The following is a 13,110-nucleotide window of genomic DNA, read 5'->3' as shown; positions in this document are numbered from 1 at the left end:
TCTCTCCTTTGTTATCTAAGAAAATCAACTAATGACTGAGATATAATTTTAGCACCAGCAGAAAGTGAAGCATTATATATATTTTCTTGAATCTTAGACTTAATTGACAATTCAGCGTAGTCTGCATCCTCAACCTTTGCTTGCAAATCCGTTAAGTTCACTTCAAGGTCACTTAACCGACCTTGCATGAGTTCGACACGATTGGTTTTTGCTCCAATCTCTGCACGAATCGCAAGCATCTTGTTTGTACGAGTATCAATATTTGCAAGCTGATTGGACAATTCCTTTTGATCCCCACTGGCGAGAGCCTGACTAATCGTATTAAAGATTACAAAAAGATTATCATCTTCCGTAGAATCACCAAACACTTCATTACCGGTCACGTTAATTGGTAATTGGACACTCTCACCCACGATAAAATTAATCTTACCCGAATCAGTAACGACGGAAGCAGCATTAGTTGTATCAAACGAACCGTCAGCACTAGTAGGGAAGTCATAAGGTTTAACATCGTAAGTTTCACCATTGAATACATACTTCCCATTCAAGGTACTGTTTGAAATATCAACAAGCTGTGCTTTTAATTGCTTCACTTCTTCATTGATACTATCTAGTGCTGATTGAGGGTTAGTTCCCGTAGCTGCCTGCACCGTCAGTTCTCTTAATCGCTGAACCACGCTGCCCGCTTGATCCATAACGGTATCATTAAAATCCAACCATGAGACAGCGCTATCCACATTCTTTTGATACTGCTCATTGGAAGACAGCTCTGCACGATAACGAAGGGAGTACGTAATCCCTACCGGATCGTCAGAAGGTTTGTTGATCTTCCGTCCCGTTGCCAATTGAGTTTGTGTATTGTTCATCTGTTGTGCATTCCGGTTCAAGTTAAGAATCAATTGCGAGCTCAACATATTATTCGTAATTCTCATCGTCTGTTATGTCACTCCTTTCTTAATTATCTGCCAACCATACCGGTAGAATTAATCAGTTTATCAAGTAATTGATCATATGTGGTCATAAAACGTGCAGAAGCACTGTAAGCATGCTGGAATTTGATCATGTTGGCCATCTCTTCATCCAAGGAAACACCACTGACCGATTGACGACGAGTGTCCACTTGTTCTACGAGAAACTCGGAATTGGACGTCTGACGTGCCGCCTCCTGAGATTGAACACCCAACTGTCCAACGATCGCACTAAATTGAGCACCAATCGTTGCATTCCGCAAACCATCAACGGATTTCATTGGAGTATCCTTCAAATTAGCAAGCAGATTAGCCAGTGTATTGTTACCTTTAATCACCGTTTCTGCTCCTGAAGAATCCGTAGTGGTACGGAGCGAAGTTGCGATCTTATTCGGATCAGCCAAGATTTCGGCATTCAATGAAATATTGCCAGCTGTAATAGCTGTTCCGCCGCCCGCCGCTGTAAAGAAAGGTACTCCTGGCGAATTGGTTCCATCCATACTGTATCCAAGTTGGTGCAGACCGTTCAGACCTTTGACTGTAACCTTCAGATCTGTTGCCAGCGTCCGCGCTGCACCTGTGTATGTAACTCCATCCAGTACAGTATTATCCGGTAAGACAGAACCCGCAGGAAGGGTGATCTCGATATCACCGTTAGCAAGTGTATTAGCTAAGTCATCCATTTGTTTCTGATAATCAGTCACCAAAGTATCTCTGGACTTAATCATGCCGTGGACCTCGCCGTTAGTGAGCGTACCTGCTGTATACGCAGCATTCAGAAAAGCAGGATCTACCGCTACTTGTACCGCCCCGCCAGTGACGAGTGCCTGTCCATTCATCTGAACCTGGTATCCTTGCGGAGAATCCGTAACGGTAACGTTCATGATTTTGGACAACTTGTCTGTCATCAGATCACGTTGGTCACGCAAATCGTTGGCATTGTCGCCAAGAGACTCGACTTTTACAATGGCGCTATTAAGGTTCGCAATATTACCCAGATAGCCCTGAATTTCATTGCTTTTCACAGCAATGTTACTGTCCAAATCCTGACTGAGTGCATCCAGTTGGCGGCTAATCTGATTCATCGCATCGGTCAGAGCCAATGTCGTTTCTTTTACGATTCGCCGTGCTGTAACATCCTCAGGATTCTTACTCAGGTCTGACCATGATTTGTAGAAGTTATCCATAACGGTTCGAAAACCGGTGTCCGATGGTTCGTTCACAATAGCTTCAAGTTTCTCAAGTGTATCTCGTTGAATGGACCAACTCCCGAAGTTGGTATTTTCATTGCGATACTGATCATCCAGAAATTTCTCACGCACACGTGTAATGGAATCGAATTCCACCCCTGTACCGAGTTGTCCTGGTGTTGTGCTATGCAGAAATGCGAACGGCTCCATTGGAATAGATGCCTGCATGTTTACCTTTTGGCGTGAGTAACCTTCCGTGTTGGCATTGGCTATGTTATGGCCTGTTGTGCTAAGAGCTGTCGTCTGTGTGAACAAACTGCGTTTAGCCGTTTCGATTGAATGAAATGTAGATGTCACCTAGTTTCCCCCTAATTAATCAGGCACGCGTGTCAAACAGACCGATTCGCCCTGGATTACCGTTCTTATCAGCAGGATGCTGATATGTGGCATCCTGTTCTGGTCGAGAAGCGAAGATGTCCATTGAGAGATCAATAAACATCAAGGATTGCTCGATTAGCATTTGATTCAGTTGATTAATTTCTTTTAACTCCTGCAGTGTTCCCGCCAGCTTCTTCTGGACTTCGAGCAATCGCAGTTTGTCAGCCGGATCAAAAATCAGCTTCGAGATTTCGGTGATATTCAGGTTCAGCATGGACTTGATGCCTCGCTCCTGTAGCAGTTCGTGAACTGCGCTCTGCCGCTCGATCTCCAATGGCTCCTGTTGTTTCATGAAACGAGATTCTTTGTTGAGGAGTGCAATGAGTTCATCCACATCGTTTTTGACAATGACCTGTCTCTTGACCTCGCTGAGTGCCAGCATATCGCGGTGACTTTGTTCCATTTGCTGCAAAACTGCAATTAATCTGTCCAGTGCTGCCATTACGTGATCACCTATTCCTTATCAAAAGACTTAAAATACGGCAGCAGCTTGTCAGCAAGCTTACTACTATCTACCTGATACGTTCCCGAACTCACTTGTTCTTTAAGTTCCTGTATCCGCTGTATGCGTCCTGCATCCTGTGTACGACTTTGTTCCTCAAGCATCTTCATCGCCTCCGGAGAAATGGATACCTCGTCCTTACGGCGGCTCTTCTTAGCATCAGCCTGCTGATTGGATTCAACGTTCCTTTGATATGAATTGATGGCGCCAATTCTACTCGGTTCATTGATTTTCATTTAAAATGCACTTCCTTCCATATTAGGGTTCTACGACGATATACGTTTTTCTTACTTTATCTTTATGCTCTAAAAATAATTAGGATAATTAAAAAAACCGATAATCTTTAATAAGTTTATCGGTACGTTTCAAAACATTTGTTATAGCAAAACATGTATTTGAGCCCTCGCTCCTATTAATCGCGTAGTTTGTCGACAGCATTGTAGGTTCGTCCGCCTACATTGTTGTTATCCTTCTGACCTACTTCACGAGCTGCTCCTGCCAAGTCTTTCGTTAAACGATTACGGCAAGAGTCACACATGTGACCCTCACGAATCAATGTTCCGCATACTTCACAAGGATACATCATATTCGGGGCGTTCTCGATGGAAATTCGTCCCTCGCGGATGAACTTGGTAATGTTTTTAATTGAAACCTCTGTTGCATCGGATAGCTCCTGTATGTTGGTGCCCTTGTTTTCACGCAAATAATCTACACAGATCTGATATTCCTTCTCTATTTCCTTAATACAGTTTGAACATACATCTCGAAAATTCAACGCATATAATTTACCACAGCGAGGACAATTACCTAGATTCATCGCTAAAACGCCCCTCTCAAACTTCCATTTCCGAATAGATAATAACTATACATTACCTTATTTTCTCGGATGAATCCATAGTCTATTTATAAAACAAAAGAGAGAACAGGATGCATATATACGAAAGCCAACTCATGGCCATTTCTTAAAAAATAGCTCAAATCTCTTCCCACAGAGCATGCTATTCGCACATTAAAAACAATTTTATTCCATAAATACATTAAAAGCCTATATATTAATCAGGATCTTGCCAGTGTTAATGTGTAAATCTCAACCGGAATTCCCATGGTAAAACCAGTATTTAAGATAACCTGCCCACAAGCGTCCAAGGTGCTCCCTGTTGTGTATATATCATCGACTAGCAGGATCTGTATGGGTTTAGCATGTGATATACCCTTTTGTGTTGGCAGATGAGACCCATTGTTTAGTTCTTCAATTAAATGCATGCCATCCGGGTTGATGGAAAAAACGTTCTTCATCGTTTCGATACGCTCACCGCGTGATTTAAAGCTTTGTTTGGTGGTGTTGATCTGGCGTTGCAACAGATCAACGATGGGTAGGCGGCAAGCGGTGGCGAGCCCAGCAGCCAGCCGCTCCGCCTGATTGAAGCCGCGCTCGGCCAGGCGCTCGCTGCTCACGGGAACATAGGTGACCGCGGCAGGCCGCCATTGCAGTTTCGTTTGTTGAGCAGGCGTGGCTAGATGAGCCACGGGGGCCGGGGGTCCTTTTGCCAAAACAGAATTTTGTTCATCGCTCATCGCTTGAAAGGCTTGAATCAACAGGGCGGTTAAGAGCGGCGCGTATCTTTCATGACCTCTGAATTTGTACATGCCTATCCATTCTTTCATAAGAGGGTTGTACTGTACGGCGCTGCGGTTGAGGATAAAAGAACGGTTTTGCATATGTGGACGAGCACAGTCCGGGCATCCGACACCCCGACCACACCGCAGACAGCGGATGGAACGAATCCATGGAATCTGCTTCACACAACGTAGGCATATGCCCGGATAAGTTGAAGACAGAAGCGCTCTAGTGCCACATGTCAGACAAGTCGCTCCAGGTGGGGCGAGCAGATGATGGAGGCGTTGGGTAAGGTGCTGAGCATGATCGGTGATGTTGCTGAGCCAGTTAAACATAATGGTGTAAACCTCCAATCTGGTCTGGAGAATCTAATGGTATGTAGGGAATATACGCTGTGTGTACTTTGAAATATGGATGCTAATTCATATATTTGGCAGATCACAATTAACAATTATGTCTGGGATGGCGGATGCAGGTAGCCTTTGCGACGAGCGATCGTGTTCATTTTCCGAATTTGTGCAACGGCCTTCACCTGTGAACGTGTCCGACGAGATGATGCAAAAACCACTCTACCCGCCGGGTCATCCATCGAACGCCCTGCTCTGCCCGCCATCTGAACCAGTGAAGCTTCATCAAAGAGACCATTGTCTGCATCCAATATAAAAACATCGCTACGCGGAATGGTCACGCCACGCTCCAGAATTGTGGTGGTTACAAGCAGACGAATGGTACGTTCACGAAAGGCTATAACTTTGCTAGCGCGATCAGGGTCCTGAGATGAGGTTCCTTCGATATGGACTTCGGGAAAAGTACGACGCATCAGATTCACAAACGCCTCAATCTGGGCAATGCGTGTTACAAAGACAAATACCTGAGCGTCACGCTTCAATGAGATTTGGATGTTAGTCCTCAACGCAGAAGGGAGATTTCGTTTCTTAATACATTCAGCAACGGTAACCATTTTGATCAATCTTGGCACGGGCAAAGGATGACGGTGGAAACGTACTGGCACTTTGGCATGAGTGAGTTTTCCCTGCGCTGCTTCCCTCTGTAGCCGAGCTGGTGGTGTAGCAGACAAATAGACGAAATTGCCATCCGGTTTACAGGAAGATGCAGCCGCGTGAGCGAGCATGGGATCGTTATGGTACGGGAAAGCATCCAGTTCATCGATGATCACGAGGTCAAACCCCTGATAAAAACGCATCAGTTGATGTGTGGTCGCGAGCGTCAGTTGAGCGTCTTTCCAACGTTCGTCACTGCCTCCGTAAAGGGTAGCGAGCGAGGTGTCCGGAAAGGCTTTGGCCAGACGCGGAGCCAGTTCCAGTACAACGTCTCTGCGCGGCGTAGCGACCAGCGCTCGTCCTCCGCGATCCAGTGTATGTTGGAGCAGTGGAAAAATCATCTCGGTCTTGCCAGCCCCGGTCACGGCCCACAGCAAAAACCGCCCCGGCCCATCCCCTGCGGGTGGCCGGGCCAAAAACGCAAGCGCCGCGGCTGCTGCCGCGCTCTGCGCTGCGCTAAGCCCCCACCGGGCGAGCCTGCCGCCGGTGGGGGCCAAAGCCGTGCCACGCGGTGCTTCGCCGCGTACTGGCACGGCCCCTTGCGCTGCACTGCGTAGCAGCAGCGCACAAGAACGGCTGCGCCCCAGCGCGAGGCAAGCCTCGCAGTAGGCGCACGCCGCCAGGCCGCAGGCAGCGCAGGGCACGCGCTGCCTGGCTTCGCTGCCACAACGGTGGCAGCGGGGCGCGCTCCGCGCGCGTCCAAGCCACGCGTGCCGACGGCGCGTGGCAGGCCCTTGGAGGGCGGCTGTGATACTCAGCCGCCCGTGCAAGCGCGCGAGCTGCGCAGCCGCGCGCCACTCCCTTGGCGGCTGGGCGGTATCCGCCAGCAACGCCTCCGCCTCGGCCGCCAGTAATTGGCGGCCGCTGATCCCCTCAGCCAGCAGGGCCGCGTCTCGCTCCAGCTGAGCCCACTGCCCGGCGGGATACGGCTCCGGCATCCCGCCTACCTGAATGCGACGCGCAGCGACACTCCCCGCTTTGCCCGCTACACCTTTTCTCGCCTCAACTTCCCCCGAGGCCAGTTCATATACATCCAGCTTCCGTGCAAGATAACTCTGCCATTCGCGCTCACCCCACTGATCCATACTTCGCTCCATCTCAAAATGTTCAACCAACCAGGATGCCTGACTTAAAGGCAACGCCGTATCTAACAGCAACCAGCGCAGCATATGTCGCCCACTTCCTCCTTCTAGCCACCAGGTCACATCCACACGAATGTCGAGTGATAACACCATGCTCCACCCTTCCCCTACACGGCACACATATAAGGCAACCTTCATTTTCTCTCCTCCCCCATCGTAATTTTTCCGAACGCAAAAAAAGCACATGCCAACCCGGCTATTCGCCGGAGCATGTGCTTCATGTCCATATTCATCTTCTTACGATCAATCTACTTATCACTATACCAATTGAATCTTCACAGCACAAGGTGAGTCACGCATCATAAAATTCTTCTAATAACCAGAATCTTTCTTTCAAATTGCGAAACTTTTTCCAATCTCTATCGTCTATACTTTTAAATTAAGAGTTCTGACTTCGAAAAACTTATTTTAATGATCACTACTTCGTCAGAACCCAGTCAATAACCATAGATTGCATAAAAACCCATTTTTAATTTAAAAGCAGACTTGGCTACAATTACAAAAAAAGACTACAGCTTCTGCTGTAATCTTTTCACTGTAGATCTGCGAAATGTTAATCCCATTTTCCGTTCACATGATGATTTATTGCTCAGACTCACGCAAATCAATCAGCCGAAAAGTGTGATCGGTCTGTGCTATCCGTTCAATATCAGCAGGGACAGCAGGCAGATAAGATGTCTCCAATCCTTGCCTTTGCATAAGCTTTTCAATAATCGTAATCGTTTCCGCTTCTGTACGATCAGCAACAACGGTTAATCTGAAGCTCTTTCCACGGTATAACAATTCCCGGCAAAGTGCTCTTACAATGCCTTCGATCCGCCCTGCCTGATTGGAAGGGATGAGCAGGATCTGCTCGAATCCTTCAGATTCCGGACGAGAAAGATGGCGCTGGTGCATGGCATGAACGGCCATTGCCGCCAGGAAGTATATGAGCAGAATCATAGTCAGATGAGCAACCATGGCAACTGCACCTCCTCGGAAGGTCATGCTCACCCATGGCGAACATCCCTGTATACAACAAGTATATGCTGTACTTCCTGAAGGGTTACACTTGCATTTCCTATCACTCATATTCCACGCTGATCGACACCGGATGAAGAAAGACAGGCCAGGTCATTCATTCACGCCTAAGCTTGAACACATGTTCCGCACAACCTTACGCTTTGCTCATTTGCAGTGATAAAGTCCATTAACCCGCAGACCAATCCAGCATTCTGGAAAGGGCGCGAGTGAACACCAATCTATACTTCGTCAAGGTTGAATCAACCAATGGACTGACTTACCGTAAGAATACTGCTTTACGAAAAAAATAAGGTATTAGAGCGTAACCCAACCATACTTGATCGAGTTGATAACAGCTTGTGTACGGTCGTCCACTTCCATCTTCTGCAGAATACTGCTGACATGGTTTTTTACTGTTTTTTCACTGATGAACAGGAATTCACCAATCATTTTGTTGCTCTTACCTTCTGCCATTAAGCGAAGCACTTCAGCCTCACGACGTGTGAGCGGGTTATTGTCGCCAGCGACAAATTTAACGCCTGCTTCCTTCGAAGCTCCTTCACTCATCGCCCCTGTTTCATTAAGATACGTCATACGACGCAGCTGCATGATCAGTTTGCCTGTCACTTTTGGATGAATGAATGCATGTCCTTCATGCACGGAACGAATCGCATTGATTAGAGACTCGGCCTCCATATCCTTCAGCAAGTATCCGTTAGCCCCTTTACGAAGCGTCTCAAACACATAACTTTCATCATCATGAATGGACAAGATAATCACTTTGACATCAGGGAACAGCTCACGCAATTTCTCCGTAGCTTCAACCCCGTTTTCAATCGGCATGTTGATATCCATCAATACGATATCAGGTTTATCCTGATTGCAGAATTCGAGCACTTGAATTCCATCGCCGCATTCGCCGATGACCTCAATGTCGTCCTCCATATTTAAAATGCGTTTCAGTCCCTCACGGAACAGCTGATGATCATCAGCCAAAAGAACTTTAATCGATGCTTTACCAGTATCACGGTTTTCCATCATCCTGCTACTCCTTTCCCTTATCCACGTTTGTCGGGATATGAATCACTATTTTGGTTCCTTGATTTTCTCCGGATTCAATCTCTATTCTTCCTTCTAACAGTTCAACCCGTTCTCTCATCCCAATCAGACCGAAGTGGGTATGATCCTTGCTTTTCTTTGCAAGAAGCTCCGGTTTGAACCCAAGCCCATTGTCCTGAACGACAATTTTGACGAGCTGAGCCTGGTATGTAATTTCCACTACAACATAAGTGGGATAAGCATGCTTTGCAGCATTCGACAGACCTTCCTGCACAAGGCGGTAGATCGCTGCCTCCATCGCGGAAGATAAACGGTGTTCCTTACCTCTTGTTTCAAAAAGCGACCGGATTTTTGTTTTTACCTCAAAATCCTGCACATACTTCCGAAGCGTTGGAATCAGTCCCAGATCATCCAGTGCCATAGGACGCAGATTGAAAATAACTTTTCTCATTTCTTCAAGACTGGAACGAACCTGGCCTTTCAAATCTACTATTTCGGCCTGGACCATCTTAAAATCCTGCTTAATGAGCATTCTTTCTACAATTTCCGTCCTAAGCACTAGATTTGCGAGCATCTGCGCAGGCCCGTCATGAATCTCACGAGCAATACGTTTCCGCTCTTCTTCCTGGGCCAAAATTATTTTCAAACCAATCATTTGTCGATTTTTGGCAGATTCGATGATCCGGGTCACTTGACCCAGTTCACCTGACAGGTATTCGAGTACAACACCCATCTGCGAACCGATGGTCTCGGCACGCTCGACAGAAGCTTCCACATTTTTGGCACGCTTCTGCAGATCATCCCGACGAGCCTTCAGATACATTTCCTTCTCACGATAAATCATCAGATCCAGCTGCAGCTGTGTTGCTTTCTCGTACGCCTGCTTGATATCATGCTCGGAATAACGGACAAAGTCGCGGCTAACCTCAGTCAGCCGGATCCGGGAACGGCGGTAGTTCAGCTCCAATTGATCTACTTTCTCGATCGTTTCCGCCGTCTCCTTCAGTACCGACTTCAACTCCTCGTTGAGTGTTTTCAGCTCATCGCGAGTTGCGTCCATAATTTCGAACATTTGATATTTGCTGTTTTCCATGACTTGTATGGCGTTTTTAATGACGCGGTCTATGGCATCGGCTTGTAAATCCACGTTTGTTCGACTCCATTTCTATCGTTTCCGGTATATATCATACCATATCACGATGAGATGGTAACGGTCTTCGTTTTCTGTTCCCATTTTACAGTCAGTCCAAGTTGCTCGGAAACGAGTCTAAGCGGGACTAAAGTCCTACCTCCCGTTACGTATGGTGCAACAGTTGCGCTCTGTCTTTTACCATTCAGAATGAATTCTTTCTGCCCTACAACCAGATCAATCAGCTTGCCACCGCGTAATACCGTGATCCGCTGATTTTTGCTATCCCAGCTTGCCTGACCACCAAAAGCGTCCAAAACATGTTTGATTGGCACATACGTCGTACCATTTTTCAGGACTGGTGCTGCATCAATTGCTTTTTTCGTTCCATTCACCGTCATCGATTTCTGTCCAAGCACAAGCGAAGCTGTTCCCGTAGGTAATCCAACTTCACTGGACTTGGAAGGCATCGTGAATGCGATATTGTCAAAAGCAACCGTACCTGTCTTCGCACGCTCATCCTGACCCTCTTCTACATTCACCACATAGACCCGCTTCAACTTCGCCGGGTAGGCAATGTTTAGTCCGTTCAGGTCCACGCTCAGCTTCTTCCATCCGTTCCAGTCAATCACCTTGGCGAGATCGGCATATACCGTTTTGCCATTGGCATCCGTGAATTCGGCACGCAGCCAGTTCAGGCTCTTATCTCCCATAACATCCATCGACATCGATGTCGCTGCAGCAGATACCTCTCTGCCGGTAGAACCATTCAGTTGTGCATAAGCATACATTTTGCCTGTTCCAGCTGTCATATCATAACCGAGTTGCAGCACATTAGAGCCGGCTTTTTCACCCGTTCCTGCTGTAACAGTTGCAGATCCGGTCACACCCGCTGCGTTTGTCGTGAAGTTGATCGGATAACTCGCATTTTCGAAGTTCTCCCAGATGGTTTCGCTGGCAGAAGCCGAAAGTACAACGACTGTGCTGTATCCATCATAACGACCAATCGCATATCCCACTTGTGCACCAGAATTGACGGAAGATACGGTTAATTGGTCCGCCGTAACTTTACCTTTGAACCCGATAAATTCCCATGTCAGCGAGTCCGCCGGAACAGTAACACTTTGTCCACTCTTCGTTGTTGCCGTTACCGGAATGGACATCGTTGTGCCTGCTTTGAGCGAACCGAGACCTGATCCTGCTGTCAGAGAAGCCAATTCACTTCCACCCAGTACCGATACTTTAATGGAAGATGAAGCTCCATTGCTCGTTGCCGTCAGCGTTGCTGTACCTGGCTTCACTCCTTTGATCGTGCCGCTGCTGACACTCACAATGCCGTTGTTGCTAGACTTCCAGGACATGCTGATATCGCCTGTTGCGATCGGGTTGTAGTAGGTGTCATATCCTTTGGCTGTGTACTTGCCCTCTTGTCCCACCAGCAACGTTTGGCTGCCACTCACGGCAAATCCCTTCAGTGTACCTGCAGGAGCCGTAGAGAACACACCCAGCGTGTTTACAACCTGACGTTGCTCGGTGCCATATTCTGTGTTGAACGTCAGACCGGCGGTTTGCTCACCTAACGGACGTGTTACCATGGTTGTGGAGCCGCCTCCGTCCAAGTTCATGCCTTTCCAGACACCTACACTGGTCATAAAGGATTGCAGTTCCGTCAGCGACATCCCGCTGCTGTTACTGTTTTTCTCCGCTGCAATGATGTAGACATACCGACCATCCTGAGAGTATCCTACTGCCGTTCTTGCACGAATACCACCTATGCCGGAAGATGCGATATCACGGGAAAAGGAAGCTGCCTTACCACCGTTCACCAAAATGGTATGACCGCCAATCATCATCTCCAGATTACTTGGATCAACCGACTGCCCGGTTGTTTTAGCTTTCAGTTTGTAGTCCGCGTCCAAGGTTTGCCCAACGGATAGATGGCTCATAATCCATGTCGCTGCTGTTCCGTGCGCACGCAAAATGTACCCATCCTGCGGCACCGTCATGTCTAGTGCTTTTTTATCCGAGATTTGGGTAATTACTCCGTTCTGCACAAGAACCTCTGTTGGCGTTGTGGAAGGGTCATTCGGACGTTTGGTGGAGGTCCATGCCGGTGTATAAATATACATCGAGTTGGCATGACTATATTTCACTGATCCCGACTCTACCGTATAATCCTCTTTATTTATCCCACGCAAAACAAAGGTTGAACCATCCTGGGCCTTCACAGTCCCGTCAAATGAATACTCGTCAATCATCGGCTTGCCGTCCTTGGTCACCGTGAGGGCATACATGCCTGACAACTCAGAAGGTGTGGAGACCAGTACTCCATCAGAAACCTGTCCACCAATGGGTGCCAACTCCCCGGATACGTTGAAGTAATCGCCATTCACAGCAGCCACTGCACCATTTTCCTTGGCCATGGCACCTGTGCTCTGTTTGCTGTTCAGATTACCGCCCTTGCCTGTCATTACATCCAGCTTCACATACGGGTTCTGCAGATCCACCTGGACCACATCCGCCAGTACGTTGACCTTGGAACCGGAACGTGTTGTTGTATATCTGTATTTCATGAGCTTCGCACCCGAAGTCAGAATTTCTTCACTCAACTTGCTTGTATTCGTAGATGCCGCTGCGGCCACCGATTGCCATGAAGTGCCTGACCACATCTGCCCACCTGCACTCATCACCGGTGCAATCCAGATCACACCTGCCAGCGTCACAATTGCCCATTTCTTCACCTTACTGCCCTTAACGTCTTCCAGCTGTTTCCCATGTTTCCCCAGCATGTCTGAAACGTCTCTCCCATCTTGTATATCAATCTTAGACATCACGAACACTGCCAAGTAGGCAGCAGATAGCGAGATCCCTAGTATACTCTTCTATTAATAGACTGCTTTTTGTGGAAAAAGTTACGTTTGTCCCCTATATTAGCACGCATAGATTTTGAAAATAGATAACTGGCCACATCCTTACTGCCGATTTTAGCTATTCTCGTCCA

Annotated in this window: 12 protein-coding genes; 1 reads left to right on the top strand and 11 read right to left on the bottom strand. The window is 47.5% G+C overall.

The annotated features are described in order from the left end of the window. Positions 1 to 11: 11 nt before the first annotated feature. The 6 genes from flgL to AB4111_RS22015 form a co-directional block, all read right to left on the bottom strand. Positions 12 to 932: a flagellar hook-associated protein FlgL gene (flgL, locus tag AB4111_RS22040; RefSeq protein WP_442033222.1), complete on the bottom strand. Its 921-nt coding sequence runs from the start codon at positions 930 to 932 to the stop codon at positions 12 to 14. 26 nt (positions 933 to 958) lie between these two features. Continuing rightward, positions 959 to 2,515, bottom strand: a complete 1,557-nt coding sequence (flgK, locus tag AB4111_RS22035; RefSeq protein ID WP_442033221.1) for a flagellar hook-associated protein FlgK — start codon at positions 2,513 to 2,515, stop codon at positions 959 to 961. Between the two features lie 19 nt (positions 2,516 to 2,534). Continuing rightward, entirely contained in the window at positions 2,535 to 3,038 is a 504-nt protein-coding gene (locus AB4111_RS22030) for a flagellar protein FlgN (protein ID WP_211085529.1), read from the bottom strand. Positions 3,039 to 3,049: 11 nt separating this feature from the next. After that, complete coding sequence (flgM, locus tag AB4111_RS22025) at positions 3,050 to 3,334, bottom strand: flagellar biosynthesis anti-sigma factor FlgM (RefSeq protein WP_047840678.1); 285 nt, start codon at positions 3,332 to 3,334, stop codon at positions 3,050 to 3,052. A gap of 176 nt (positions 3,335 to 3,510) precedes the next feature. Beyond that, positions 3,511 to 3,915 (bottom strand): TIGR03826 family flagellar region protein, encoded by a 405-nt coding sequence (locus tag AB4111_RS22020; protein ID WP_310340768.1) that lies wholly within the window; start codon positions 3,913 to 3,915, stop codon positions 3,511 to 3,513. Between the two features lie 239 nt (positions 3,916 to 4,154). Continuing rightward, positions 4,155 to 4,745: a ComF family protein gene (locus tag AB4111_RS22015; protein ID WP_442033220.1), complete on the bottom strand. Its 591-nt coding sequence runs from the start codon at positions 4,743 to 4,745 to the stop codon at positions 4,155 to 4,157. Between the two features lie 243 nt (positions 4,746 to 4,988). On the opposite strand from AB4111_RS22015, the gene AB4111_RS22010 reads away from it, so the two are divergent. Beyond that, entirely contained in the window at positions 4,989 to 5,123 is a 135-nt protein-coding gene (locus AB4111_RS22010; RefSeq protein WP_442033219.1) for a hypothetical protein, read from the top strand. 44 nt (positions 5,124 to 5,167) lie between these two features. Here AB4111_RS22010 and AB4111_RS22005 read toward each other — a convergent pair whose 3' ends face one another. The 5 genes from AB4111_RS22005 to AB4111_RS21985 form a co-directional block, all read right to left on the bottom strand. Then, a complete protein-coding gene (locus AB4111_RS22005; protein ID WP_442033218.1) occupies positions 5,168 to 7,105 on the bottom strand; it encodes a helicase-related protein in 1,938 nt (645 codons plus the stop codon). A 396-nt stretch (positions 7,106 to 7,501) separates the two neighbouring features. Beyond that, positions 7,502 to 7,879, bottom strand: a complete 378-nt coding sequence (locus AB4111_RS22000) for a hypothetical protein (RefSeq protein ID WP_442033217.1) — start codon at positions 7,877 to 7,879, stop codon at positions 7,502 to 7,504. A 357-nt stretch (positions 7,880 to 8,236) separates the two neighbouring features. Then, the gene (locus AB4111_RS21995; RefSeq protein ID WP_026081439.1) at positions 8,237 to 8,959 is read right to left on the bottom strand and encodes a response regulator transcription factor; all 723 of its coding nucleotides are present in this window, start codon (positions 8,957 to 8,959) and stop codon (positions 8,237 to 8,239) included. Positions 8,960 to 8,966: 7 nt separating this feature from the next. Then, on the bottom strand, positions 8,967 to 10,127 hold the full coding sequence (locus tag AB4111_RS21990; protein WP_074092506.1) for a sensor histidine kinase: 1,161 nt from the start codon (positions 10,125 to 10,127) through the stop codon (positions 8,967 to 8,969). 47 nt (positions 10,128 to 10,174) lie between these two features. After that, the gene (locus AB4111_RS21985) at positions 10,175 to 12,898 is read right to left on the bottom strand and encodes a stalk domain-containing protein (RefSeq protein WP_442033216.1); all 2,724 of its coding nucleotides are present in this window, start codon (positions 12,896 to 12,898) and stop codon (positions 10,175 to 10,177) included. Positions 12,899 to 13,110 lie beyond the last annotated feature (212 nt).

The organism is Paenibacillus sp. 2KB_22 (assembly GCF_052115745.1).
GTDB lineage: Bacteria > Bacillota > Bacilli > Paenibacillales > Paenibacillaceae > Paenibacillus.
The sequence above is the reverse complement of the archived record's forward strand: the minus strand, read 5'-3'. Positions and strand labels throughout refer to the sequence as shown.

Excerpts from the sequence above, each read along its gene's own strand:
- flgL (WP_442033222.1), bottom strand. The coding sequence starts at position 932 with ATGAGAATTACGAATAATATGTTGAGCTCGCAATTGATTCTTAACTTG.
- AB4111_RS22030 (WP_211085529.1), bottom strand. The coding sequence starts at position 3,038 with ATGGCAGCACTGGACAGATTAATTGCAGTTTTGCAGCAAATGGAACAA.
- flgM (WP_047840678.1), bottom strand. The coding sequence starts at position 3,334 with ATGAAAATCAATGAACCGAGTAGAATTGGCGCCATCAATTCATATCAA.
- AB4111_RS22020 (WP_310340768.1), bottom strand. The coding sequence starts at position 3,915 with ATGAATCTAGGTAATTGTCCTCGCTGTGGTAAATTATATGCGTTGAAT.
- AB4111_RS22015 (WP_442033220.1), bottom strand. The coding sequence starts at position 4,745 with ATGTACAAATTCAGAGGTCATGAAAGATACGCGCCGCTCTTAACCGCC.
- AB4111_RS22010 (WP_442033219.1), top strand. The coding sequence starts at position 4,989 with ATGATGGAGGCGTTGGGTAAGGTGCTGAGCATGATCGGTGATGTTGCT.
- AB4111_RS22005 (WP_442033218.1), bottom strand. The coding sequence starts at position 7,105 with ATGTGCTTTTTTTGCGTTCGGAAAAATTACGATGGGGGAGGAGAGAAA.
- AB4111_RS22000 (WP_442033217.1), bottom strand. The coding sequence starts at position 7,879 with ATGGTTGCTCATCTGACTATGATTCTGCTCATATACTTCCTGGCGGCA.
- AB4111_RS21995 (WP_026081439.1), bottom strand. The coding sequence starts at position 8,959 with ATGGAAAACCGTGATACTGGTAAAGCATCGATTAAAGTTCTTTTGGCT.
- AB4111_RS21985 (WP_442033216.1), bottom strand. The coding sequence starts at position 12,898 with ATGCTGGGGAAACATGGGAAACAGCTGGAAGACGTTAAGGGCAGTAAG.